Origin of the sequence: Neobacillus niacini, assembly GCF_030817695.1 — a bacterium.
Taxonomy (GTDB): domain Bacteria; phylum Bacillota; class Bacilli; order Bacillales; family Cytobacillaceae; genus Neobacillus; species Neobacillus niacini_F.
This window is the reverse complement of sequence record NZ_JAUSZQ010000002.1, coordinates 163,027-187,821: the sequence shown is the minus strand read 5'-3', so window position 1 is coordinate 187,821 and position 24,795 is coordinate 163,027. Positions and strand designations below refer to the sequence as shown.

Genomic DNA, 24,795 nt, shown 5'->3' with positions numbered 1-24,795 from the left:
ACTAATGGCTCAACCCTTTTTTTTATTATAAAAAATAGCACCTAGTAAAAATCCACCTACTAAGCCAAATATGTGGGCAACAATATTAATATTAGGCTGTAAAAAGGTCATGATCAAGCTTAGGGCACAAATGGTAAGGATGATTTGTGAGTTTTGCTGTGAGAGCATATGCTTACGGAAGAGAATGATGCTAATATAATAACCGAATAAACCAAAGATCGCTCCACTTGAGCCAACGTGTACATAGGTTAATGGTTCGAGCAGCAGTGTAGCAACATTTGCTAGGATGCCCGAAACAAGATAGACCAAAATGAATTTACCTTTACCTAGCAGCCTTTCAAGCGCTGGGCCAAAAAGGACTAGCGAGAAGCTGTTAAATAAAGCATGAGTAAAACCGCCATGCATAAAAATAGGCGTTACCAGTCTCCAATATTCCCCTTCCATAATGTAGAGGTTTACCCCTGAAAAAGTGGATTTAAACCAAAAGTTTGGGAAGATAGGTAAAGCTGTAAAAAGATATAATAGGAAATGGATGGCAATAATAGTAGAAACGACTGGATAAAAACGGATAAATTCGCGAAAACTCTCTGTTCTCGTAAACATAATAACCTCCTGAATCGACTTATTTATATAATAGACTGAATTTTGGTCCTGTTGTACTATTATGCATTTTTAAATTTAAATAGAAGGGATACCTGCTTATGATTAAAGGGATTGGCATTGATATTATAGAGCTTTCCAGGATTGAAGAGATTGTTACAAGACAACGGAAATTAATTGACCGGATACTGACTGATAATGAAAAACAGACATTTGAACAGCTTCCGGATCGAAGAAAGATTGAATTTTTAGCAGGAAGGTTTGCTGCGAAAGAAGCCTATTCAAAGGCTGCCGGGACGGGGATTGGTAATGAACTGTCGTTTTTAGATATTGAAATCGAAACAGATTCGTTAGGCAAGCCCTATATAGTAAAACCTGACACGAATGGATTTCTATCTATTTCACACAGCAGAGAATATGCTGTTGCACAGGTAGTCATCGAAGAAAAATAATTTTCCACGGACTGTCTAGTTCCAGCGCCTAGCCCCTCGAGTCGCTTCGGACCTAACCATGAAGTCAAAAAGCGGACTTCATGGTTAGGTCCTCCAGCGCTTGTCGGGGCTGAACGAGGCGCTTTTACTTTTCTTTCAAACCTTTATCATATTCCAAAAGGTTGTCTCATATATTCATAGGGAAACGGGACAGACAAGTCTTCTTTATATTCATATGAAAATGAGACAAGAAGGGGTTGAAGGAATTGAAGAAAAGGTTGTTGCTTGTGATTACGGGGTTACTGGTCGTTTTTTTACTAGCAGCCTGTGGCTCTAAGTCAAAAGACGATGTGGTGAAAGAGTTAAATGGAAAACTAAATGATTTATCAGGTTATAAAGTAGACGCGAAGATGACATTGAAAATGGGTACCGATTCACAAGTGTATAACGTGGAGATTTGGCATAAGGACCCAACATTCTATCGTGTTAATTTAAAAAATGCTGAAAAAGACCAAAGCCAAATGATTTTGCGCAATAAAGAAGGAGTATTTGTATTAACTCCTGCTCTTAAGAAGAGCTTCAAATTCCAAAGTGATTGGCCGCAAAACAGCAGCCAGGCCTATTTATACGAATCATTAATTAAAGACATCGTTGAAGATAAAGAAGCGAAATTTTCTTCTACAAAAGAACATTATGTTTTTGAAACAAAAACCCGCTATCAAAACAATAGTATGCTGCCAACCCAAGAAATTAAACTTAATAAGGAAGATTTATCACCTGCGGTAGTAAAAGTGATGGATCCTGATCGAAAAGCTCTTGTAACAGTGGAGTTTTCTAAGGTTAAATTTAATGCAAGCTTCGATGACAGCGATTTTGATATGAAAAAGAATATGACTCGTGCTGACCTTAACCTGCCTGTGATGGCGGACAGTAAGGATACGTCATTTACAGTTAAATATCCTACTGCTGATTTAGGGGCAAAATTAGTGGATGAAAAAGAAGTAAAGCTTCAAAATGGAAAGCGCGTCGTCTTAACGTATGAGGGTGAAAAGTCATTTACACTCGTTCAAGAAAAGGTAACCGTGAAAGAAGCTTCTACATCACCGACATATGTGGAAGGAGATTTAGTTGATTTAGGTGTTACGATTGGTGCTGTTTCAGAAGGCTCGATTACTTGGACCATGGATGGTGTTGATTACATGGTTGCCTCAAACGACTTAACCGAAGAAGAACTTACTGAGATTGCAAGAACTGTCCAAGGTGAAGTTGAAAAATAAGATGTAAGCCTGCAGGCTCTGTATAGGGCCTGTTTTTTATGTTTGACAATTAAAATATGTAGTTTGATAATCAATAAGGTAAAATAAAAATAGGATAAAAGTGACTTTAGATAATTAGGAAGTGGAATAATGATAGAGCAGGGCTTTTTCTATAGAGATACATGGGCGGAAGTCGATTTAGATTGTATTCACGCAAATGTTGCCTCCGTAAAAAACCTTTTGCCGCCTAAAGTGGATATCATTGCTGTAGTGAAAGCGAATGCTTACGGGCATGGAGACGTTAATGTTGCCGAGAGTGCACTCGCAGCGGGGGCGTCCTATTTAGCAGTAGCATTTATGGATGAAGCAATTGCGTTAAGGAATAAAGGGATAGAGGCGCCCATTCTAGTCTTAGGTGCTACACGCCCAGAGGATGCCGCCCTGGCAATTAAGTTTGACATCACTGTTACAGTGTTTCAAATGGATTGGGTGAAAGCGGCTCAACGTTATCTCCCGCATGATAAGGTACTTTCCGTTCACATTAAGTTAGATACGGGGATGGGGAGGATTGGTATCCGAACCAAGGAAGAGTTAGCAGCGGTCGTGCAAATGATATCGAATGATAAGCGAATGGATATTGAGGGGATATTTACACACTTTGCAACAGCAGATGAAGTAGATCTTACGTATTTCGAAAAACAAATGCAGTTATTTTATGATTTATTATCTGTTTTAAAGGAACGTCCAAAGTACGTTCATTGCAGCAATAGTGCAGCAGCTTTACGCTTCTCAAAGGCCAATTTTAACGCCGTCCGTCTTGGGATAGCGATGTATGGATTAACACCGTCACCTGAGATTGAACCTGAACTGCCATTCCCGCTTAAGGAAGCTTTTTCGCTCCATTCAAAACTTGTTCATGTGAAAAAACTTGATAAGGGTGAGAAGCTAAGTTACGGTGCTACGTATGAGACTGAGGAAGAAGAATGGATTGGTACGATTCCAATCGGTTATGCAGATGGATGGATTCGTCGTCTCCAAGGTCAGGAAGTGCTTGTTGAAGGAAAAAGGGTTCCGATTGTCGGCAGGATTTGTATGGATCAGTGTATGGTAAGATTACCACATGCGGTTCCAGTTGGAACAACAGTTACTTTAATTGGTAAACAGAATAATGAATTCATATCTGTGAATGAAATTGCAAAAAAACTAGAAACAATCAATTACGAAGTACCTTGTATCGTTTCAACTAGAGTACCCCGTCTATACAAACAGGGTGGTAAAATTGTTGTATTAAAAAATTATCTACTTCACGAATAAGTGGGCTAATAATGAAAATGGTAACATAATTATGATAATGCGGAATTTTAGTGCATAAAAGGTAGTTCGATTGGTCTATAATACAGTAGTATTATAATTAGTCTATGCATTTTGGGCATTAAGTGTTATTATTAAATATGGTAGATAGAAAAATTGGTGTGTAGTGATGGTGGAGGTGTATGTTTGTGTCTGAATCCGGCGCAACTACGGAAATCTTAGTAAAATTACCGCAACATCTTTTAACCGAGTTAGATGGTTTTGTAAAATTAGAAAACGTTAACCGGAGCGAGTTTATTTATCAAGCAACTAAAATGTATTTACGCGAACGAAAAAAGAGACAAATTCGCGAATCCATGAGACGTGGATACATGGAAATGGCGATGATCAATTTAACGATTGCATCGGAAATGTTTCAAGCAGAATTTGAGGCAGAACACACAGTTGAACGTCTTGTAAGCGGAGGGTAATACCTTGATTGTCAAGCGTGGTGACGTTTATTTCGCGGACCTATCCCCAGTTGTTGGTTCTGAACAAGGCGGCGTCCGTCCTGTACTTGTCATTCAAAACGACATCGGGAATCGGTTTAGTCCCACAGTTATTGTTGCAGCGATTACAGCACAAATTCAAAAAGCGAAGCTTCCCACTCATGTAGAAATTGATGCGAAGCGCTACGGTTTTGAACGAGATTCAGTCATACTTTTAGAACAGATTCGTACAATTGATAAACAGCGGTTAACCGATAAAATAACCCATCTCGATGACGAAATGATGGAAAAAGTGGATGAAGCCTTGCGGGTAAGTATAGGTCTCATCGAATTTTAGCATGCATGCACGCTCTTTTTAGAAAGGGCGTTTTTTTATACGTATGCTCAGCCCTCATATTTGTTTCTGCCTTAGCAAGCTAATTAGCTTGCTTCTTTTTTTATTTAATAGGAAAGAAAGGGTCTTGTAATGAATCGGGTGGGGGAATTTGATACAATATGGTAATAGGAAATGGAGGTTTGTGTTGTGAACGATACAGTTGTGAAAGATGAACAGCTGCTTGGGAAGGTAGCTGCCGAATTAGCGATATCTCAAAAGCAGGTTAAAAGTGTTATTTCCTTATTGAATGAGGGAAATACCGTGCCATTTATCGCCCGCTACCGTAAAGAAATGACGGGGGCACTCGATGAAGTTCAAATTCGAGATATCCAGGAACGCTGGCAATACATACAAAACCTTGAGCAAAGGAAAGAAGAAGTACTTCGGACTATTGCGGAGCAAGGTAAACTAACCGACGAACTTACACATAAAATAACAAAGGCAGAAAAGCTGCAAGAGGTTGAAGATTTATATCGCCCATATAAACAAAAGCGGCGTACAAAAGCAACGGTTGCAAAAGAAAAAGGTTTAGAGCCATTAGCAGAATGGTTATTAACTTTTCCAATGACACCAATTGAGGATAAAGCCAAGGAATTTTTATCAGAGGAAAAAGAAGTTCTTACGGTTGAAGAAGCGATTGCCGGTGCAAAAGATATCATTGCAGAAATGATCTCTGACGACGCTGAAAGTCGAAAGTGGATTCGGAATGAAACCTTTAAGTCGGGTAAAGTGGAATCAACCGTAAAAGACGCAGACAAGGACGAGAAAAAAGTTTATGAAATGTACTATGAATATGAGGAACCTGTAAATAAAATCGTTCCACATCGAATCCTTGCGTTAAATCGTGGTGAAAAGGAAGATATCTTAAGGGTATCAATAAAAATGAATAATGACATTATCCTATCCTACTTATCAAAAAAATGGGTCCGTGCTCAGCATTCACCAGCTGCAGCATTTGTAATAGAAGCGATTGAAGATAGCTATAAGCGCCTGATTCAGCCTTCAATTGAAAGGGAAATTCGAAGTGAGCTAAATGATAAAGGTGAAGAGCAGGCCATTCATATATTCTCTGAAAATCTTCGTAACTTACTTTTACAGCCGCCATTAAAAGGGAAAGTGGTTATTGGTGTAGACCCGGCGTATCGGACAGGCTGTAAGCTTGCAGTTGTTGATGAAACTGGTAAGGTGCTGAAAATTGATGTGATTTATCCGCATCCACCTGTATCAAAGACTAAGGAAGCAAAGGAGAAGTTCATTCGCATTCTTCGTGATTATAAGGTAGAGATGGCGGCGATCGGAAATGGAACTGCCTCCAGGGAAACGGAACAGTTCGTCGCGGATATCCTTAAGGAAATGGAAGAAAGAAATCTATTACCTAATCGTGAATGAAGCAGGGGCCAGTGTGTATTCTGCTTCAGATATAGCAAGAGAAGAGTTTCCTGATTTTCAAGTAGAAGAAAGAAGTGCAGTTTCCATCGCACGTAGATTACAGGACCCGCTTGCGGAGTTAGTAAAGATTGATCCTAAATCAGTAGGAGTAGGTCAATACCAGCATGATGTTACCCAAAAACGTCTATCAGAATCATTGCATTTCGTAGTGGAAACAGCCGTAAACCGTGTAGGTGTTAATGTAAATACAGCCTCAGCCTCCCTGCTCCAATATGTAGCGGGATTAACCAAAACAGCTGCCCAAAATATTGTAAAGAAAAGGGAAGAGGAAGGAAAGTTTACGAGCAGGGTGCAATTAAAGAAAGTCCCGCGCCTTGGAGCAAAAACCTATGAACAAGCAATCGGCTTTTTACGGGTATTAGACGGGAAACAGCCGCTAGATCGAACTGGAATTCATCCGGAGAACTATGATGAAGTGAAGAAGCTTTTGACTAGTCTAGGTTTTTCCGCCAAGGATTTAGGAACAGCTGAATTGCGGGAGGCGCTAAGTGGACTCGATCTTAAAGCGGTGTCTGCTGAATTATCCATTGGGGAACTAACATTAAAAGATATCATCGATGCATTAGTAAGACCAGAACGCGACCCTCGTGACGACTTACCGCGTCCATTATTGAAAAAGGATGTCCTTAAATTAGAAGATTTAAGTGCAGGGATGGAGCTTCAGGGTACGGTTCGAAATGTAGTAGACTTTGGAGCCTTTGTTGATATCGGGGTTAAGCAGGATGGATTAGTTCATATATCGAAGTTGAGTAATCGTTTTGTAAAACACCCACTGGATATTGTATCTGTAGGTGATGTTGTAACTGTTTGGGTGGACTCAGTGGATATGAAAAAGGGAAGAGTAGCCTTAACCATGCTGCCTCCATCTAAATAAGGGAATACTAATAGAAGATGACCGTTCTTTACGGATGGTTATCTTTTTTTAGTTGATTTTAATTCGTACATGGCGTTCATGGTGACCAGAATCTAAAAGAAAATTGAGAAAGTGGTAACCAATAGAGGTTATTGGCTACCGAAACAGATAGTAAAAATGGTGATGTGGTAACCAATAGACCGTATTGGTACTGAAACTGGAATTCTTATGAAATGTGTTTTTTTCTGTAAAAAAACCAGCACTGGTTCAATAGTTTAATCTGGTATCGGTCCTTCTCGTAGAAAGCTCTTTTCATTTGGTTTTGGAACCAAGTCGGCATAGTTAACCCTCCCGAAAAGTAGATCATTAAAGGTATATACAATATATGCTATAATAGGTTGTCACGTTCGCTAAAAATAGGAGGGAATCTAAATGGAGGATAAAGAACTACAAAAACTAGTTGAAAAAGTCTCGATTGAATCTTTTGGTAAGCCATTTAGGCATAAAGCCTCCTTTAATAGCAGGCTGCGTTCAACAGGGGGAAGATACCTGCTTGGTACTCATAATATCGATATCAATAAAAAATACTTAGATCAACTAGGCTTAAACGAATTAATCGGGATTATTAAACACGAACTCTGCCATTACCATCTTCATCTAGAAGGAAAAGGATATCAGCACCGTGATTCCGATTTTAAAATGTTGTTAAAAAAAGTTGGCGCACCAAGATTTTGCAGTCCGCTGCTAGACAAACCTAAGAAACGTACCTCCAATAAAATCCTCCTTTACCAATGTACAAAATGCCATCAGCAATACAAAAGAAAACGTAGCATTGATATAAGTCGATACGTATGCGGAAAGTGTAGAGGGAAGCTAAAAAAGGTAATTGAGTTACAAGGACAATAAGGAAATAATTTGCAAGTCAATTTATCGAAAAATCGTATTGACTTTATAATATAACGTCATTATAATGTAAAGAGTCGACAAGGTGATGGTGCTTGTCCGGCAGATAAACATGATATTATTCCGCAGTAGCTCAGTGGTAGAGACGAGCAAAGCTTCATGAATAGGCTACGAGTTGTACACACCGAGCCGCTCCTTGCGTTACTTTCTGAGGTGGGGACACCCGGTTGCAAACAAGGTTTAGGGAACAACATCATATTATTCCGCAGTAGCTCAGTGGTAGAGCTATCGGCTGTTAACCGATCGGTCGTAGGTTCGAGTCCTACCTGCGGAGCCATTTTTATGGGGAAGTACTCAAGAGGCTGAAGAGGCGCCCCTGCTAAGGGTGTAGGTCGGGTAACCGGCGCGAGGGTTCAAATCCCTCCTTCTCCGCCATAGAATTAAGGCCCCTTGGTCAAGTGGTTAAGACACCTCCCTTTCACGGAGGTAACACGGGTTCGAATCCCGTAGGGGTCATCAGGGACGGGGGATGATTATAGCTCATTTCCTGTTTCTTATTTAAAATATCATTCGGTCTGGTAGTTCAGTTGGTTAGAATGCCTGCCTGTCACGCAGGAGGTCGCGGGTTCGAGTCCCGTCCAGACCGCCATTTTTATGAAACATGAAATTAAAAATATTGGGCTATAGCCAAGCGGTAAGGCATCGCACTTTGACTGCGACATGCGTTGGTTCAAATCCAGCTAGCCCAGCCAAGAGCCATTAGCTCAGTTGGTAGAGCATCTGACTTTTAATCAGAGGGTCGAAGGTTCGAGTCCTTCATGGCTCACCAAAGTTTTTTCGCGATAGCGAAAATAACTTTCCTTCCATTTTGCGCTAGCAAAATATTTTTCCATAAATGCGGGTGTGGCGGAATTGGCAGACGCACCAGACTTAGGATCTGGCGCCGCAAGGCGTGGGGGTTCGACTCCCTTCACCCGCACCAACCAATAATTAACTATTGAAAAACAATTGATAGTCTGGTATGATTGTAAATGTCGCTGTAACACATGCGGTCGTGGCGGAATGGCAGACGCGCTAGGTTGAGGGCCTAGTGGGGGCAACCCCGTGGAGGTTCAAGTCCTCTCGGCCGCACCAAAAAAGATGTTGACATATCAAATTGTTTCTGATAAGATATAAAAGTTGACTTTTAAATAATGCGCCCGTAGCTCAATTGGATAGAGTGTCTGACTACGGATCAGAAGGTTATGGGTTCGACTCCTTTCGGGCGCGCCATATTTTACGGGAAGTAGCTCAGCTTGGTAGAGCACTTGGTTTGGGACCAAGGGGTCGCAGGTTCGAATCCTGTCTTCCCGACCATTCGAAAATTTTATATGCGGGTGTAGTTTAGTGGTAAAACCTCAGCCTTCCAAGCTGATGTTGTGAGTTCGATTCTCATCACCCGCTCCAATTTATCTTATTTAATTGCTCCTGCGCCACAGCATATTCGAAGGTGTAATCCTTCAGCTCGTCGCAAGGCAGCAAGAAGTTATTCGATGATGTAGCCTTGCTCTTTGAAAACTAAACAAACAAGAACGTCAACAAACAATTTTTTAGCTTTTATAAAAGCTAAGCCAACGTAACAAATGAGCTATATCAACTTTCTTGGAGAGTTTGATCCTGGCTCAGGACGAACGCTGGCGGCGTGCCTAATACATGCAAGTCGAGCGAATCTTAAGGTGCTTGCACCTTTTGGTTAGCGGCGGACGGGTGAGTAACACGTGGGCAACCTGCCTGTAAGACTGGGATAACTTCGGGAAACCGGAGCTAATACCGGATAATCCTTTTCCTCTCATGAGGAAAAGCTGAAAGTCGGTTTACGCTGACACTTACAGATGGGCCCGCGGCGCATTAGCTAGTTGGTGAGGTAACGGCTCACCAAGGCGACGATGCGTAGCCGACCTGAGAGGGTGATCGGCCACACTGGGACTGAGACACGGCCCAGACTCCTACGGGAGGCAGCAGTAGGGAATCTTCCGCAATGGACGAAAGTCTGACGGAGCAACGCCGCGTGAGCGATGAAGGCCTTCGGGTCGTAAAGCTCTGTTGTTAGGGAAGAACAAGTACCGGAGTAACTGCCGGTGCCTTGACGGTACCTAACCAGAAAGCCACGGCTAACTACGTGCCAGCAGCCGCGGTAATACGTAGGTGGCAAGCGTTGTCCGGAATTATTGGGCGTAAAGCGCGCGCAGGCGGTCCTTTAAGTCTGATGTGAAAGCCCACGGCTCAACCGTGGAGGGTCATTGGAAACTGGGGGACTTGAGTACAGAAGAGGAAAGCGGAATTCCACGTGTAGCGGTGAAATGCGTAGAGATGTGGAGGAACACCAGTGGCGAAGGCGGCTTTCTGGTCTGTAACTGACGCTGAGGCGCGAAAGCGTGGGGAGCAAACAGGATTAGATACCCTGGTAGTCCACGCCGTAAACGATGAGTGCTAAGTGTTAGAGGGTTTCCGCCCTTTAGTGCTGCAGCTAACGCATTAAGCACTCCGCCTGGGGAGTACGGCCGCAAGGCTGAAACTCAAAGGAATTGACGGGGGCCCGCACAAGCGGTGGAGCATGTGGTTTAATTCGAAGCAACGCGAAGAACCTTACCAGGTCTTGACATCCTCTGACACTCCTAGAGATAGGACGTTCCCCTTCGGGGGACAGAGTGACAGGTGGTGCATGGTTGTCGTCAGCTCGTGTCGTGAGATGTTGGGTTAAGTCCCGCAACGAGCGCAACCCTTGTTCTTAGTTGCCAGCATTCAGTTGGGCACTCTAAGGAGACTGCCGGTGACAAACCGGAGGAAGGTGGGGATGACGTCAAATCATCATGCCCCTTATGACCTGGGCTACACACGTGCTACAATGGATGGTACAAAGGGCTGCAAGACCGCGAGGTTTAGCCAATCCCATAAAACCATTCTCAGTTCGGATTGTAGGCTGCAACTCGCCTACATGAAGCCGGAATCGCTAGTAATCGCGGATCAGCATGCCGCGGTGAATACGTTCCCGGGCCTTGTACACACCGCCCGTCACACCACGAGAGTTTGTAACACCCGAAGTCGGTGGGGTAACCGCAAGGAGCCAGCCGCCTAAGGTGGGACAGATGATTGGGGTGAAGTCGTAACAAGGTAGCCGTATCGGAAGGTGCGGCTGGATCACCTCCTTTCTAAGGAATATGCAGTCCTTGTGGACTGATAAACGTTGACTGTTACTTGTTTGTTTAGTTTTGAGGGAGTAATTCTCTCAAAGCTTTTTTTAATCGTTCTTTGAAAACTAGATAATCGTAAGAAGAAGTCAAAGTAAAACCGAGAATCGCCATTTTAGTTTTTCTCTCTTATTTAATAAGAGTAGTATAACCTTTTAGGTTAAGTTAGAAAGGGCGCACGGTGGATGCCTTGGCACTAGGAGCCGATGAAGGACGGGACTAACACCGATATGCTTCGGGGAGCTGTAAGTAAGCTTTGATCCGGAGATTTCCGAATGGGGGAACCCACTGCTCGTAATGGAGCAGTATCTTTACCTGAATACATAGGGTATTGAAGGCAGACCCGGGGAACTGAAACATCTAAGTACCCGGAGGAAGAGAAAGCAAACGCGATTCCCTGAGTAGCGGCGAGCGAAACGGGACATAGCCCAAACCAAGAGGCTTGCCTCTTGGGGTTGTAGGACACTCAACATGGAGTTACAAAGGAACGGGGTAGATGAAGCGGTCTGGAAAGGCCCGTCATAGAAGGTAAAAACCCTGTAGTTGAAACTTCGTTCCCTCCTGAGTGGATCCTGAGTACGGCCGGACACGTGAAATCCGGTCGGAAGCTGGGAGGACCATCTCCCAAGGCTAAATACTCCCTAGTGACCGATAGTGAACCAGTACCGTGAGGGAAAGGTGAAAAGCACCCCGGAAGGGGAGTGAAAGAGATCCTGAAACCGTGTGCCTACAAGTAGTCAGAGCCCGTTTATGGGTGATGGCGTGCCTTTTGTAGAATGAACCGGCGAGTTACGATCCCATGCAAGGTTAAGTTGAAGAGACGGAGCCGCAGCGAAAGCGAGTCTGAATAGGGCGTATGAGTATGTGGTCGTAGACCCGAAACCAGGTGATCTACCCATGTCCAGGGTGAAGTCCAGGTAACACTGGATGGAGGCCCGAACCCACGCACGTTGAAAAGTGCGGGGATGAGGTGTGGGTAGCGGAGAAATTCCAATCGAACTTGGAGATAGCTGGTTCTCTCCGAAATAGCTTTAGGGCTAGCCTCACGTTGTAAGAGTCTTGGAGGTAGAGCACTGTTTGGACTAGGGGCCCTCATCGGGTTACCGAATTCAGACAAACTCCGAATGCCAAAGACTTATCCGTGGGAGTCAGACTGCGAGTGATAAGATCCGTAGTCAAAAGGGAAACAGCCCAGACCACCAGCTAAGGTCCCAAAGTTTACGTTAAGTGGAAAAGGATGTGGAGTTGCTTAGACAACCAGGATGTTGGCTTAGAAGCAGCCACCATTTAAAGAGTGCGTAATAGCTCACTGGTCGAGTGACTCTGCGCCGAAAATGTACCGGGGCTAAACGTAACACCGAAGCTGTGGATTGACACCATATGGTGTCAGTGGTAGGAGAGCGTTCTAAGGGCGTTGAAGCTAGACCGTAAGGACTGGTGGAGCGCTTAGAAGTGAGAATGCCGGTATGAGTAGCGAAAGATGGGTGAGAATCCCATCCACCGTATGCCTAAGGTTTCCTGAGGAAGGCTCGTCCTCTCAGGGTTAGTCGGGACCTAAGCCGAGGCCGAAAGGCGTAGGCGATGGACAACAGGTTGATATTCCTGTACCACCTCTTTATCGTTTGAGTGATGGGGGGACGCAGGAGGATAGGGTAAGCGCACTGTTGGATATGTGCGTGTAAGCAGTTAGGCTGGTAAGTAGGAAAATCCGCTTACCATTAAGGCTGAGCTGTAATGCCGAGGGAAATATAGTACCGAAGTTCCTGATTCCACACTGCCAAGAAAAGCCTCTAGCGAGATAAAAGGTGCCCGTACCGCAAACCGACACAGGTAGGCGAGGAGAGAATCCTAAGGTGAGCGAGAGAACTCTCGTTAAGGAACTCGGCAAAATGACCCCGTAACTTCGGGAGAAGGGGTGCTTTTTGAGGTGAATAGCCTCGAAGAGCCGCAGTGAATAGGCCCAGGCGACTGTTTAGCAAAAACACAGGTCTCTGCGAAGCCGCAAGGCGAAGTATAGGGGCTGACGCCTGCCCGGTGCTGGAAGGTTAAGAGGAGGGGTTAGCGCAAGCGAAGCTCTGAATCGAAGCCCCAGTAAACGGCGGCCGTAACTATAACGGTCCTAAGGTAGCGAAATTCCTTGTCGGGTAAGTTCCGACCCGCACGAAAGGCGTAACGATCTGGGCACTGTCTCAACGAGAGACTCGGTGAAATTATAGTACCTGTGAAGATGCAGGTTACCCGCGACAGGACGGAAAGACCCCGTGGAGCTTTACTGTAGCCTGATATTGAATTTTGGTACAGCTTGTACAGGATAGGTAGGAGCCTGAGAAGCCGGAGCGCCAGCTTCGGTGGAGGCGTCGGTGGGATACTACCCTGGCTGTATTGAAATTCTAACCCTCACCCCTGATCGGGGTGGGAGACAGTGTCAGGTGGGCAGTTTGACTGGGGCGGTCGCCTCCTAAAGAGTAACGGAGGCGCCCAAAGGTTCCCTCAGAATGGTTGGAAATCATTCGCAGAGTGTAAAGGCACAAGGGAGCTTGACTGCGAGACCTACAAGTCGAGCAGGGACGAAAGTCGGGCTTAGTGATCCGGTGGTTCCGCATGGAAGGGCCATCGCTCAACGGATAAAAGCTACCCCGGGGATAACAGGCTTATCTCCCCCAAGAGTCCACATCGACGGGGAGGTTTGGCACCTCGATGTCGGCTCATCGCATCCTGGGGCTGTAGTCGGTCCCAAGGGTTGGGCTGTTCGCCCATTAAAGCGGTACGCGAGCTGGGTTCAGAACGTCGTGAGACAGTTCGGTCCCTATCCGTCGTGGGCGCAGGAAATTTGAGAGGAGCTGTCCTTAGTACGAGAGGACCGGGATGGACGCACCGCTGGTGTACCAGTTGTCTTGCCAAAGGCATCGCTGGGTAGCTATGTGCGGACGGGATAAGTGCTGAAAGCATCTAAGCATGAAGCCCCCCTCAAGATGAGATTTCCCATAGCGTCAAGCTAGTAAGAACCCTGAAAGATGATCAGGTTGATAGGTCAGAGGTGGAAGCGTGGTAACATGTGGAGCTGACTGATACTAATCGTTCGAGGACTTAACCAATTTTAAGGTGAACTCGTTTTACAAACTTCTTCTGAAATTATCTAGTTTTGAGGGAATGATACCTCAAAAACAGTCTGGTAATAATGGCGAGAAGGTCACACCCGTTCCCATACCGAACACGGAAGTTAAGCTTCTCAGCGCCGATGGTAGTTGGGACTTTGTCCCTGTGAGAGTAGGACGTTGCCAGGCTGTATTATTTTTTAAATGTGTGCATATATTATCTGTTAAAGCATATAATATATTGGTTCACTAATATTATTGTCGCGGGGTGGAGCAGTCTGGTAGCTCGTCGGGCTCATAACCCGAAGGTCGCAGGTTCAAATCCTGTCCCCGCAATTTGGTCTGGTAGTTCAGTTGGTTAGAATGCCTGCCTGTCACGCAGGAGGTCGCGGGTTCGAGTCCCGTCCAGACCGTCATCTATATCTTTTAAAATGCGAAACGTTGTTTCGTTTTTTTTATGCCTTTTTGCTTAAATAGTGAAAGTTAGGTAAAATACATAGTGAATGGACATCCTTAGGAGCTATCCTAAGGTTTTTTTTTACAAAAATAAGGTAGAATGTAGATAGCGATAGCTATGTTAAAATAAAAGGTGATTATATGAATCAGTATGAAAAATATACAAAAGACCCCAGTGAAACATTCCAGCTGGCTTCTAATCTTGCAGGGCTCTTGCAGCCAGGCGATGTTATTTGTCTGGAAGGAGATCTAGGTGCAGGTAAAACTACCTTTACAAAAGGGTTAGCACAGGGACTGGATATAAAGAAAACCGTTAACAGTCCAACCTTTACCATAATAAAAGAATATAAGGGCAGACTGCCTTTGTATCATATGGATGTATACCGAGTGGCCGACTCCTATGAGGACTTAGGTTTTGATGAATATTTTGAAGGAGATGGGGTAACGGTGGTAGAATGGGCTCATTTAATTGAGGAACAGCTGCCAAAAGAGTTGTTAACCATCTATTTATATCACGAAGGTCCTGAAAAAAGAAAAATGGTGTTTGTTCCGAAGGGAAAAAGATATGAGCAATTATGTAAGGAGATTTTTCTAAATGACCATACTAGCGATTGATACTTCTAATTATCCATTAGGGGTTGCGCTTATAGAAGATAATCAAGTTCTAGGCGAATATATTACCAACTTAAAGAAGAATCATTCTGTGCGTATTATGCCAGCGATTCAGACATTAATGAGAGATTGCGAAAGAGTCCCAGCACAGTTAACTAAAATAGTGGTGGCCAAAGGTCCAGGCTCTTATACTGGCGTACGAATTGGCGTTACAATCGCCAAAACGATGGCTTGGTCGTTAAAGATTCCATTGGTAGGAGTGTCTAGTATTGAAATTATCGCGGCTGGGGCAGGAAGGCACTTTGATGGTTATATTTCACCCCTTATTGATGCGAGAAGGGGACAAGTCTATACAGGACTGTATGAATACCAAAGTGGGGAGCTTACAGCCGTTAAAGAGGACCGATTAGTTTTGTCAGCTGATTGGGCAGCTGCATTAAAGGAAGTAAAGAAACCGATTTTATTTATTGGGAACGACCTGCCACTTCATCAAACTGTAATAGAAAATACGTTAAGCACCCAGGCAGTGTTTGCGGCGATTACGGAGCATAATCCACGTCCTTCGGAGCTGGCTTTATTAGGTAAAGATAAACAGGGGGAAGACATTCATTCCTTTGTGCCTAACTATATCCGTTTAGCAGAGGCAGAGGCGAAGTGGTTAGAGGCAAATGGGAAAATTTTAAAAGGATAGGATTAAAGAAATATGGTAGATTCAGTTGTTTTTCGTTATATGAAGGAAGAGGATCTCGATCAAATTCTAGAGGTAGAACATGCCTCTTTTGCTACACCTTGGAGCAGAGAAGCTTTTTATAATGAAATATATAATAATAAATTTGCGGTTTATATCGTATTAGAAGAAGACGATAAAATTATTGGATATTGTGGTGCCTGGGTTGTAATCGATGAAGCCCATGTAACAAATTTGGCCATCCTCCCTTACTATCGAGGCAAAAAACTTGGGGAAGCATTGCTTCGTAAAATGATGACTGTGGCGAAGGATATGGGAGCAAGAAGGATGACGCTTGAAGTACGGGTGACGAACAATGTTGCACAATCTCTTTACCGTAAGTTAGGATTTCAAAATGGCGGCATTCGAAAAAATTATTATACAGATAATCAAGAAGATGCCTTAGTGATGTGGGTGAATATATGATAAAAGATCAGTGGATTATGGGAATAGAAACAAGCTGTGATGAAACAGCTGTTGCAATCATAAAGAATGGCAGGGAGATCGCTGCCAATGTCGTAGCTTCTCAAATTGAAAGTCATAAGCGTTTTGGCGGGGTCGTACCTGAAATAGCCTCTCGTCATCATGTTGAACAAATGACAATTGTGATTGAAGAGGCTTTAAAAGAAGCAAACCTTACACTGCCTGAGTTGGATGCCATTGCAGTAACAGAAGGACCAGGACTAGTTGGAGCCCTGTTAATTGGTGTAAATGCAGCCAAAGCCCTAGCATTTGCGCATAACATTCCACTTGTTCCTGTTCATCATATTGCTGGTCATATTTATGCAAACCGGTTAGTGAAAGAACTTACCTTCCCTCTACTTTCCTTAGTAGTATCAGGTGGACATACGGAATTAGTATACATGAAAGAACAGGGACATTTTGAGGTTATAGGTGAAACCAGGGATGACGCGGCAGGTGAAGCCTATGATAAGGTTGCGAGGACTTTAAAATTGCCTTATCCTGGTGGTCCACATATTGATCGTCTGGCTCAAGAGGGCAGTGATACGCTCAATTTGCCTAGAGCTTGGCTAGAAGAAGGTTCATATGATTTTAGCTTTAGCGGGCTAAAATCAGCGGTTATTAACACGGTCCACAATGCTGAGCAGCGTGGTGAAACCATCGCACCTGAGGATCTTGCAGCAAGCTTTCAGGAAAGTGTTATCGAGGTATTGGTGAAAAAGACCGTAAAGGCAACCGAGGAATATAAGGTTAAGCAGGTACTCTTGGCTGGTGGTGTTGCAGCTAATAAAGGCCTTAGGAAGGCATTAGAAGAGGCCTTCTCAACCAAAGCAGAAATCGATTTGGTGATTCCTCCTTTAAACTTGTGTACCGATAATGCGGCCATGATTGCGGCTGCTGGAAGCATTATGTTTGAAAAAGGAATTCGAGCAGATCTCTCATTAAATGCAAACCCTGGTTTAGACATTGAATTATATAATTAGAGTAAAGTCCTTATAGATAAGTAAAGGGTTCCGTTTTCGGGGGCATTCTTATTAAAAGACGAAGAATCGACGTATGAATTGGCATACGTCTTTTTTATTTATCAAGGTCTCTACGTTAGGGGAACAGGTTAAGCAACCGATTTGATAAATAGGCGGAGAAATTCCGATTAATTAGTAATTAGTATTAAAAAAGGCTTAAATAGACGGAGAGATTCCGCCTATTGGCTCGAAAAATTCGAAAATGAGTCAAGTCCTGATTATTGTGTAAATTCAAAAGTAACTGTTCTCAGCTTCACCTTTGCTTATTCTCTATCCATACCCTTTCATTTTTTTTGACGAAACTTCCATGGTTTTTTATCTACATATCCGGGGAGGGCTGTCAAAGGCTTTTCACTTTGACAGCCCTTCCCGGATATGTAATCATTCCATAATGGAAGTGAGTTGAAAATAAAAGTTTTATTTGTTATTAAGTATTATCTTTCTCTTGGAGTAGTCCTCCTGGTATTGCATGAGAACAGCACCTACCAATCGAAAAGCAGATTGGGTATTGGGGAAAATACGAATAACTTTCTCCCTTCTACGGACTTCCTGGTTTAAGCGTTCAAGAGAATTTGTGCTTCGGATATGAGGGTGCACCTTCTCAGGAAAGTTTAGGTATTGAATGGCATCTTCGAAGCCTTCATCTAAAGTTTCCAAGGCTTTAGCATATTTAGCCTCATCCCCAAACTGGTTCATTAATTCATTCTTAAATCTGCGGATGTCCTCCACCGTAACAGCTTCAAAGACCCGTTTAATCATTGTGCGTATCTCTGCGGAATCCTTCTTTGGGAGTTTCCCTATTATGTTGCGTTTAAAATGCACCGTGCACCTTTGCCAGGTAGTACCAATAAAATCGCGCTGTATTGCCTTTTGTAGCCCTAGATGAGCATCTGAGATGACCAGTTTTGGAGATTGAAGCCCACGGGATTTAAGCTGTTGGAAGAAACGACTCCAACTTTCGAAATCCTCTGCATGATCCACACTAAGCCCAAGGATTTCACGTGTATTCTTCTCGGTAATAGCAGTCGCAATGTACACAGCTTTTGAGACAACTTGGTTATGTTCCCTGACCTTAATATACATGGCATCCACAAAAATATAAGGATAATACATGACATTCAAAGGGCGTTTGGACCAATCATTAACAATGGGGTCAAGCTTTTGAGTAAGGGAAGATACAAACGATTTCGATATACTTTCCCCACAGAGCTGCTCAACTATATTCGTAACTTTCCGAGTTGAAACACCGTTAATGACCATTTCTAGCATGGAGATGACTAGGGCTTGGTCACAGCGAGCATACTTTTCGAAGACAGAAGTGGAAAACTCACCATTTCTGGTCCTAGGTACCTTTAGCTTTAGTTTCCCAATACCTAGGATCAATTCACGTTCATAGTAGCCGTTTCGGTAGTCTCGGCGATCTGGAGACCGTTCATAAGCAGCCGCACGTAAGTAATTGTCCCTTTCATTTTCCATGACTTCATTAAGGACTATGACAATGGCTGATTTAATCACCATATCCAGATTAGAATTGATAACGGATTCTTTTAAAAGGTCTAAATCTAGGTTAAACTGTAAGTGAGTCATTTTATTTCCTCTTTTCATTGTTTATCGTCGCTGAAAACAGTGTTGCCAAGAGTGAATAAAATGACTCTTTCTTTTTACACAATTATATGGACTTTATCCGAAAATGGGGAATTTTGCTTTGATTAAGCGGAAAACCTCCGCTTATTTACCCCGAAACGAGCTCCATTCTGCATTTAACCGGAAAATCTCCGCTTATTTTACTCTTGCTGGTTAATTATTAAGGGCAAGACATCTTAACTAAAACAGAGTGAGTTTTTCTCAAAAACATGGTCCACAATAATTTTCGCAGCACGATTTTCCACACTTTATGAGTGTAAAACATTCTTTTTTTGTGGATAACTTTTTTCAGAAAAATGTGCATTGCATGAATTATGTGGATAAGTAACCGATATCATGTGGACAATGTGGATAAGTAGGGCTTTTTCTGTGGATAATGTGGAAAAGTAGCCAAAAGGTTATAGAATAAAGTTTTTATATGTGCATAAACTTGTGGAAAAAAATATCTGGGATAAAAATATAAGAGTTTTTCACGAATTTTGTCGACTTTTAAGGTAATTTGTAGAGTTCTCATCTTGGGTAGTAAGTGAATATAGTAGATAAACAAGAATGTTAGAAAGTGGGGATAGGGTGAAAAGAAAATACTTATTAGGGATCTTCATCATTCTTTTCTTTGGATTAACTGCCTGTAGTATAGATATAAATATATCAACAGATGATAAAAAACCAGACGTGATTGATAATGGAAATAACCAAGAACAGGAAAACAATAAACAGTACCAAAATGAAGTCTTTAAAGAAGTGACAGTTTCAAAATCGAATGGTGAGGCAGTGATAAGAGGAAAGGCAAGGGTCTTTGAGGGTGTCTTTCAATATGCAGTAATCTCAGGAACGGAGATATTACAAGAAAATCATTATCAAACAGATGGTGCCCCTGCTTGGGGAAACTTTGAAATAACAGTCGAAAAGGAGCTCTTAACAAACGGAGAAGTTTCGATCGAACTATTTGTTTATTCCGCAAAGGATGGATCCAAAACTGACATATTAACCATTCCATTAAAATAGCAAAAAAAGGGCTTGGATATCGCTATCCAAGCCCTATTATTATTCTGCAAGTTCAGCCCATTCGTCCATTAATTGTTCGAGCTCTGACTTTGCCTTTTCATTTTTTAAATTGATTTCGAGCACTTTCTCGTGGTCCTGAAATATTTCAGGTTCACATAACTTTTCATCGTTATCCTGGATGAGTGCCTCCAACTCTTCTATACGTAATTCGATTTCTTCTAACTTTCTCTTCCGCTGACGTTCTAGCTTTTTACTTTCTTTATCCTGATGATACGAATTCTTTTCTTGAGCTTCGTATGGAGTCTGCTTTTTTATAACGTTTGCGCTCTCTAAAGCCTTGAGCTCCTCCTCCTCAAGCTTTTTCTCTAAATAATAGTCATAGTCACCTAGATACTCTGTACTGCCATTACGTCCAAGTTCCAATACCTTAGTGGCGATTCGATTAATAAAGTATCGATCGTGTGAGACAAAAATAATTGTTCCAGGATAGTCGACTAATGCATTTTCAAGTACTTCTTTACTGTCTAGGTCCAGATGGTTCGTAGGCTCGTCCAATATCAAAACGTTTGCCTTCTCGAGCATTAATTTGGCTAGTGCCAATCTTGCTTTTTCACCGCCGCTTAGTGTGGAAACAATTTTTAAAACATCGTCTCCTGAAAAAAGGAAGTTACCTAAGACGGTCCGTATTTCTTTTTCACTTTTTAAAGGCCAATCATCCCAAAGTTCATTAAGAACGCGCTTATTCGAGGTCAACTCTGCCTGTTCCTGGTCATAATACCCAATTGCTAGATTTGCACCATATTGAAAACTACCAGCCAGTGCCGGCAGTTTTTTGATGATGGTTTTTAAAAGAGTAGATTTCCCAATACCGTTTGGGCCGACTAAGGCAATGCTTTCACCTCTATAAGCCCTCAAGTTAATATTCTCAGATACCTTTTGGCCATTATAACCGACTGCTAGGGAGTCCACTGTGAGTACATCATTTCCGGTTTGTTTTTCAATTTCAAACGAGAAGGTAGCAGACTTCTCATCCCCTAGCGGACGGTCCATCAAGTCCATTTTCTCAAGCTTTTTGCGCCGGCTTTGAGCTCGTTTTGTCGTAGAGGCACGGGCTAGGTTACGCTGGATAAAATCTTGAAGATTAGCAACCTCCTGCTGCTGCTTCTCATAATGCTTTAAATCGCGTTCATAATTGGCCGCTTTTTGGTCCAGATATGCGCTATAGTTCCCGATGAATTTTTGAATTTGTTTACGTGAAACTTCATAAACCTGCGTTACCACTTTATCTAGAAAATAACGATCATGGGACACAATTAATATTGCCCCGTCGTAGCCTTGTAAGTACTGTTCGAGCCAGGAAAGAGTATCAATATCAAGATGGTTTGTAGGCTCGTCCAGGATTAAAATATCGGGCTTCGTTAAAAGTAGTTTCCCCAGAGCGAGGCGTGTTTTCTGTCCGCCGCTTAAAGAAGAAATCATGACCGTACTATCATGGAAATTTAATCCGTGCAGGATGGAGCGAATATCTGCTTCATACTGGTAACCGCCCTGTTCTTTAAATTTCACTTGCAGTTGATCGTATTCTTTAAGGATTCGCTCGTATTTGCTAGTGTCGTCTATTGCTTCAGGATCCGACATTTGAACCTCGAGTTGTCGAAGTGACGTTTCCATAGCTCTTAGTGATTCAAATACGGTTAGCATTTCATCCCATATCGACAAATTCGATTCTAGTCCGGTATTCTGGGCTAAATAACCAATGCTTACTCCCTTTGGTTTAATAATTTCTCCGCCATCATGTGACAAATGCCCAGCAATAATTTTTAATAATGTCGATTTCCCTGCACCGTTTCGCCCGACAAGTGCAACACGGTCCCGAGTTTGTAATTCAAGTTTTATATTCGATAAAATTAGGTCTGCACCATAGTATTTTGCTAGTTGATTAACTTGTAATAATATCATTGATTTTCACCTCAGTTACTAAAATAAGTGTACCTTATTCCAAGAATGTCGGCAATAAAGTGCCTTGGTGTTGGAGAAAATAAGAAAATATCTCGAAAGAAATAAATGTAAATTTTTCATCATTCGTTCAAAGTTTCACAGACAAATTGTGAAAAATATAGTATGATTTTTTGTGGGAGGATACTGTTTATGTCTGAATTTACTCATTTTAACGAAGAAGGAAGAGCGAAAATGGTGGATGTTAGCGATAAGCCAGAAACGGCCCGTACGGCACTTGCTCATTCCAGCATTACAGTTAGTAAAGAAATTTACGAAAAAATAACAAATAATGAAATGAAAAAAGGCGATGTTCTTGCAGTAGCTCAAGTGGCTGCGGTTATGGGGGCAAAGAAAACGTGGGATTTAATCCCGATGTGCCATCCTTTACCTTTAACGGGAGTAAATATATCCTTCTCATGGGAAAAAGAACACGAGTCTACTTATACATTAAATATAGCCGCTGCAGTTAAAACAAAAGGAAATACAGGTGTTGAAATGGAAGCGTTAACAGCTGCTTCCACTTGTGCATTAACTGTTTATGACATGTGTAAAGCAGTGGACAAAGGTATGGTCATTGGAAAAACCTATCTGGTTGAAAAAACAGGCGGGAAAAATGGGGATTTCCACCGAACGGAAAAAGTTAGATAAATAAGCAACTATTTATGAGGGGTGGGAGAATATGAGTAATGAAACAATGAAAATACCACAAGCGACAGCTAAACGGCTGCCCTTATATTATCGATTTTTAAAGAACCTGCATTCTTCCGGTAAACAGCGGGTTTCGTCAGCAGAATTAAGTGAAGCAGTGAAGGTGGATTCGGCAACGATTCGCCGGGATTTTTCTTATTTTGGAGCCTTAGGAAAAAAGGGATATGGCTACAATGTCAACTACCTATTAACCTTCTTTCGGAAAACACTAGATCAAGATGAATTAACAAAAGTAGCGTTAATTGGGGTAGGTAATCTTGGAACCGCCTTTCTAAATTATAATTTTTTAAAAAATAATAATACAAAAATTGAATGTGCTTTTGATGTGGATCCGAACAAAATGGGAACAACTATCCGGGATGTACCTGTGTACCATATGGATGAACTCGAGAAGGTATTAAGTGATGATGATATTCATGTTGCCATCCTGACGGTACCTGCTCCAGTGGCTCAGGTAATTACGGATCGACTTGTTAACTCCAATATTAAAGCGATACTGAATTTTACACCAGCAAGATTAAATGTTCCTACATCCATAAGGGTTCATCATATCGACTTGGCTGTCGAATTGCAATCACTTATTTACTTCCTGAAGCACTACCCTACAGAGGAAATAGAAGAATAAAAACAAAAAAGACCTTTTCACGAGTAAAGTGAAAAGGTTTTTTCATTATCCTACTTTTTTATTTTGTCTTTATATCTATTGTAAAAGAAAATCATTCTTAAACCAGATCCGAAATCGAAGGTGGCTAGTATTACGAGCAAGTAGCTGAAGAACCCCCATCCGTTTTGGGTGACATCCTCAACCGCAAAATAAGTAAATAAGCAGCCAAGCACAATATAAATGATTCCGGAAAACACAGGTGAACGTCTCATAGAAAGCCTCCGATAAAGTTTTGAATACCTTCTGCCTCACGAATAATTTGATCAATCTCATCTTTATAAACGGACTGAATGACAACAACTAATGTATTCATCGCAACATGGGCAAAAATCGGTACAAGGATATGTTTTGTTTTTACATAGAGAAATGCAAAAGTGAAACCCATGGCAGAATAGAGCAGTATATGATGCGGCTCCATATGGGCCAAAGCAAAAATGACAGAGCTGATTAACGCTGAGAAGAAAAAGTTAAGTCGTTTATGGAGAGTGCCGAAAATAATTTTTCGAAAAACAATTTCCTCTAATATTGGTCCAATTACGGAACTGACTAAAATCGCAAGCGGAAAGGACTCAATAATGTTGAGAATTTGCTGCGTGTTTTCTGAGCCCATTTCAACCCCGATAAGCCGTTCAATATTCGCAGCGAGAGCTTGGGCAAATAAGGCTAAGAAAACACCAATTACGGCCCAGGAAGCAGCATAACCAAAGGAACTGCCTCTTTTATTCAACCCTGGTTTCTTCATTTCTGTGCGTAATAGGAAAAGAATAATAATTAATGCAAGGGTGAAGCTGAAAATTAACCAATAGGGGACAACGAGCCCTTGTTCCATTCCTAAATAGCCAAATAGGAACATCAGTCCAGGAATTCCTACTAGGCTTGATAATTGCATGGCTATATAGACAATTAAAATAATCCAATATTCCCTTTTCAAATTCATAGATCTCCTTTAAGCAGCTAATGAAAATATTTTACCCTATTCTCCATTCTACTAATAATAGCAAGGTTGTTTCAATTTTAAAGATTATCTTTAAAAATTGATGTATATTCCTGCTTGTAAATCACATACTTGTAAGGTTGTAAAAAATTATAAAAAATTGCAGCTTCATACTTGCAAAATTTTTTTCCATTTATTATTATAAGAATTGTGTTAGCACTCAAGTTAAGAGAGTGCTAATAAGTCAGAATTACATATCTATTTGAGGAGGTTGTTTGATTTGTTAAGACCATTAGGTGATCGTATTGTCATTGAGCTTGTCGAATCAGAAGAAAAAACTGCAAGCGGTATCGTGTTACCAGACTCAGCTAAGGAAAAGCCTCAAGAAGGAAAAGTTGTTGCCGTAGGTACAGGCCGAGTGCTTGAAAGTGGCGAACGTGTTGCTCTTGAAGTTTCTGTAGGCGATCGTATTATCTTCTCAAAATACTCTGGTACAGAAGTGAAGTTCGAAGGAACTGAATATTTAATTTTACGTGAAAACGATATCCTTGCTGTAATTGGGCAATAAGGATTT

The 24,795-nt window shown here is 42.1% G+C and carries 20 protein-coding genes, 13 tRNA genes, 3 rRNA genes and 1 pseudogene; 31 read left to right on the top strand and 6 right to left on the bottom strand.

The features are described 5' to 3' along the window. Nucleotides 1–9: 9 nt before the first annotated feature. Nucleotides 10–603, bottom strand: coding sequence for a rhomboid family intramembrane serine protease (locus QFZ28_RS01110; RefSeq protein ID WP_307193003.1), 594 nt, complete (start codon nucleotides 601–603; stop codon nucleotides 10–12). 98 nt (nucleotides 604–701) lie between these two features. On the opposite strand from QFZ28_RS01110, the gene acpS reads away from it, so the two are divergent. The 6 genes and pseudogenes from acpS (at nucleotide 702) to QFZ28_RS01080 (ending at nucleotide 6,785) form a co-directional block, all read left to right on the top strand. After that, nucleotides 702–1,052 carry a holo-ACP synthase gene (gene acpS / locus QFZ28_RS01105; RefSeq protein ID WP_307193002.1) on the top strand — a complete coding sequence of 117 codons (351 nt, stop codon included), beginning with the start codon at nucleotides 702–704 and terminating at the stop codon, nucleotides 1,050–1,052. Nucleotides 1,053–1,297: 245 nt separating this feature from the next. Continuing rightward, nucleotides 1,298–2,308 carry a LolA family protein gene (locus tag QFZ28_RS01100; protein WP_307193001.1) on the top strand — a complete coding sequence of 337 codons (1,011 nt, stop codon included), beginning with the start codon at nucleotides 1,298–1,300 and terminating at the stop codon, nucleotides 2,306–2,308. Between the two features lie 129 nt (nucleotides 2,309–2,437). Continuing rightward, a complete protein-coding gene (alr, locus tag QFZ28_RS01095) occupies nucleotides 2,438–3,601 on the top strand; it encodes an alanine racemase (protein WP_307193000.1) in 1,164 nt (387 codons plus the stop codon). Nucleotides 3,602–3,786: 185 nt separating this feature from the next. Further along, on the top strand, nucleotides 3,787–4,068 hold the full coding sequence (locus QFZ28_RS01090; RefSeq protein ID WP_034673267.1) for a CopG family ribbon-helix-helix protein: 282 nt from the start codon (nucleotides 3,787–3,789) through the stop codon (nucleotides 4,066–4,068). 4 nt (nucleotides 4,069–4,072) lie between these two features. After that, nucleotides 4,073–4,423, top strand: a complete 351-nt coding sequence (locus tag QFZ28_RS01085; RefSeq protein ID WP_034673264.1) for a type II toxin-antitoxin system PemK/MazF family toxin — start codon at nucleotides 4,073–4,075, stop codon at nucleotides 4,421–4,423. A 171-nt stretch (nucleotides 4,424–4,594) separates the two neighbouring features. Next, nucleotides 4,595–6,785: pseudogene (locus QFZ28_RS01080) on the top strand (Tex family protein). 205 nt (nucleotides 6,786–6,990) lie between these two features. Here QFZ28_RS01080 and cmpA read toward each other — a convergent pair. Beyond that, a complete protein-coding gene (gene cmpA, locus QFZ28_RS01075; RefSeq protein ID WP_095251326.1) occupies nucleotides 6,991–7,104 on the bottom strand; it encodes a cortex morphogenetic protein CmpA in 114 nt (37 codons plus the stop codon). 92 nt (nucleotides 7,105–7,196) lie between these two features. On the opposite strand from cmpA, the gene QFZ28_RS01070 reads away from it, so the two are divergent. From QFZ28_RS01070 to tsaD, 21 genes are all read left to right on the top strand, one after another. Next, a complete protein-coding gene (locus QFZ28_RS01070; RefSeq protein WP_307192999.1) occupies nucleotides 7,197–7,670 on the top strand; it encodes a SprT family protein in 474 nt (157 codons plus the stop codon). Between the two features lie 259 nt (nucleotides 7,671–7,929). Then, nucleotides 7,930–8,004: transfer RNA gene (locus QFZ28_RS01065), tRNA-Asn, on the top strand. 7 nt (nucleotides 8,005–8,011) lie between these two features. Next, nucleotides 8,012–8,102: transfer RNA gene (locus QFZ28_RS01060), tRNA-Ser, on the top strand. A gap of 9 nt (nucleotides 8,103–8,111) precedes the next feature. Beyond that, nucleotides 8,112–8,183, top strand: a tRNA-Glu gene (locus QFZ28_RS01055). Nucleotides 8,184–8,239: 56 nt separating this feature from the next. Further along, nucleotides 8,240–8,316: transfer RNA gene (locus tag QFZ28_RS01050), tRNA-Asp, on the top strand. A gap of 28 nt (nucleotides 8,317–8,344) precedes the next feature. After that, nucleotides 8,345–8,419 (top strand) — tRNA-Gln (locus QFZ28_RS01045). 1 nt (nucleotide 8,420) lies between these two features. Then, nucleotides 8,421–8,496, top strand: a tRNA-Lys gene (locus QFZ28_RS01040). A gap of 68 nt (nucleotides 8,497–8,564) precedes the next feature. After that, a tRNA-Leu gene (locus tag QFZ28_RS01035) sits at nucleotides 8,565–8,649 on the top strand. 66 nt (nucleotides 8,650–8,715) lie between these two features. Next, nucleotides 8,716–8,801 (top strand) — tRNA-Leu (locus tag QFZ28_RS01030). A gap of 61 nt (nucleotides 8,802–8,862) precedes the next feature. Continuing rightward, a tRNA-Arg gene (locus QFZ28_RS01025) sits at nucleotides 8,863–8,939 on the top strand. A gap of 7 nt (nucleotides 8,940–8,946) precedes the next feature. After that, nucleotides 8,947–9,023: transfer RNA gene (locus tag QFZ28_RS01020), tRNA-Pro, on the top strand. Nucleotides 9,024–9,039: 16 nt separating this feature from the next. Continuing rightward, nucleotides 9,040–9,113 (top strand) — tRNA-Gly (locus QFZ28_RS01015). Between the two features lie 192 nt (nucleotides 9,114–9,305). Continuing rightward, nucleotides 9,306–10,855, top strand: a 16S ribosomal RNA gene (locus tag QFZ28_RS01010). 197 nt (nucleotides 10,856–11,052) lie between these two features. Next, nucleotides 11,053–13,989: ribosomal RNA gene (locus tag QFZ28_RS01005) — 23S ribosomal RNA — on the top strand. 73 nt (nucleotides 13,990–14,062) lie between these two features. Beyond that, a 5S ribosomal RNA gene (rrf, locus tag QFZ28_RS01000) occupies nucleotides 14,063–14,178 on the top strand. Together the 16S, 23S and 5S rRNA genes with 13 tRNA genes alongside form the textbook arrangement of a ribosomal RNA operon. Before the next feature lie 73 nt (nucleotides 14,179–14,251). After that, nucleotides 14,252–14,325: transfer RNA gene (locus tag QFZ28_RS00995), tRNA-Met, on the top strand. Between the two features lie 3 nt (nucleotides 14,326–14,328). Next, nucleotides 14,329–14,402: transfer RNA gene (locus tag QFZ28_RS00990), tRNA-Asp, on the top strand. A 184-nt stretch (nucleotides 14,403–14,586) separates the two neighbouring features. Further along, nucleotides 14,587–15,060, top strand: coding sequence for a tRNA (adenosine(37)-N6)-threonylcarbamoyltransferase complex ATPase subunit type 1 TsaE (tsaE, locus tag QFZ28_RS00985; protein ID WP_307192998.1), 474 nt, complete (start codon nucleotides 14,587–14,589; stop codon nucleotides 15,058–15,060). Next, a complete protein-coding gene (gene tsaB / locus QFZ28_RS00980) occupies nucleotides 15,041–15,748 on the top strand; it encodes a tRNA (adenosine(37)-N6)-threonylcarbamoyltransferase complex dimerization subunit type 1 TsaB (protein ID WP_307192997.1) in 708 nt (235 codons plus the stop codon). Before tsaE ends, tsaB begins: the two co-directional genes overlap by 20 nt. A gap of 12 nt (nucleotides 15,749–15,760) precedes the next feature. Next, entirely contained in the window at nucleotides 15,761–16,210 is a 450-nt protein-coding gene (gene rimI, locus QFZ28_RS00975; RefSeq protein WP_307192996.1) for a ribosomal protein S18-alanine N-acetyltransferase, read from the top strand. Further along, nucleotides 16,207–17,229 carry a tRNA (adenosine(37)-N6)-threonylcarbamoyltransferase complex transferase subunit TsaD gene (gene tsaD / locus QFZ28_RS00970; RefSeq protein ID WP_307192995.1) on the top strand — a complete coding sequence of 341 codons (1,023 nt, stop codon included), beginning with the start codon at nucleotides 16,207–16,209 and terminating at the stop codon, nucleotides 17,227–17,229. Before rimI ends, tsaD begins: the two co-directional genes overlap by 4 nt. Before the next feature lie 456 nt (nucleotides 17,230–17,685). Here the strand turns inward: tsaD and QFZ28_RS00965 are convergent, their stop codons facing one another. Next, nucleotides 17,686–18,855, bottom strand: coding sequence for an IS256 family transposase (locus QFZ28_RS00965; protein WP_307192994.1), 1,170 nt, complete (start codon nucleotides 18,853–18,855; stop codon nucleotides 17,686–17,688). Between the two features lie 606 nt (nucleotides 18,856–19,461). On the opposite strand from QFZ28_RS00965, the gene QFZ28_RS00960 reads away from it, so the two are divergent. After that, nucleotides 19,462–19,917: a Gmad2 immunoglobulin-like domain-containing protein gene (locus QFZ28_RS00960; RefSeq protein WP_307192993.1), complete on the top strand. Its 456-nt coding sequence runs from the start codon at nucleotides 19,462–19,464 to the stop codon at nucleotides 19,915–19,917. A 39-nt stretch (nucleotides 19,918–19,956) separates the two neighbouring features. On the opposite strand, the gene QFZ28_RS00955 is transcribed toward QFZ28_RS00960, so the two are convergent. Beyond that, entirely contained in the window at nucleotides 19,957–21,876 is a 1,920-nt protein-coding gene (locus QFZ28_RS00955) for an ABC-F family ATP-binding cassette domain-containing protein (protein WP_307192992.1), read from the bottom strand. Between the two features lie 189 nt (nucleotides 21,877–22,065). Between QFZ28_RS00955 and moaC the strand changes: the two genes are divergently transcribed. Together moaC and QFZ28_RS00945 are read left to right on the top strand one after the other, a co-directional pair. Beyond that, on the top strand, nucleotides 22,066–22,563 hold the full coding sequence (gene moaC / locus QFZ28_RS00950) for a cyclic pyranopterin monophosphate synthase MoaC (RefSeq protein WP_307192991.1): 498 nt from the start codon (nucleotides 22,066–22,068) through the stop codon (nucleotides 22,561–22,563). A 31-nt stretch (nucleotides 22,564–22,594) separates the two neighbouring features. Further along, nucleotides 22,595–23,248, top strand: coding sequence for a redox-sensing transcriptional repressor Rex (locus tag QFZ28_RS00945; RefSeq protein ID WP_307192990.1), 654 nt, complete (start codon nucleotides 22,595–22,597; stop codon nucleotides 23,246–23,248). A gap of 50 nt (nucleotides 23,249–23,298) precedes the next feature. Here QFZ28_RS00945 and QFZ28_RS00940 read toward each other — a convergent pair whose 3' ends face one another. Then, the gene (locus QFZ28_RS00940; protein WP_307192989.1) at nucleotides 23,299–23,499 is read right to left on the bottom strand and encodes a YdiK family protein; all 201 of its coding nucleotides are present in this window, start codon (nucleotides 23,497–23,499) and stop codon (nucleotides 23,299–23,301) included. Beyond that, nucleotides 23,496–24,218, bottom strand: a complete 723-nt coding sequence (locus tag QFZ28_RS00935; protein WP_307192988.1) for a CPBP family intramembrane glutamic endopeptidase — start codon at nucleotides 24,216–24,218, stop codon at nucleotides 23,496–23,498. Before QFZ28_RS00935 ends, QFZ28_RS00940 begins: the two co-directional genes overlap by 4 nt. A gap of 283 nt (nucleotides 24,219–24,501) precedes the next feature. Here QFZ28_RS00935 and groES point away from each other — a divergent pair, with 283 nt between their 5' ends. After that, on the top strand, nucleotides 24,502–24,789 hold the full coding sequence (gene groES / locus QFZ28_RS00930; protein ID WP_307192987.1) for a co-chaperone GroES: 288 nt from the start codon (nucleotides 24,502–24,504) through the stop codon (nucleotides 24,787–24,789). The last annotated feature ends 6 nt before the right edge of the window (nucleotides 24,790–24,795 follow it).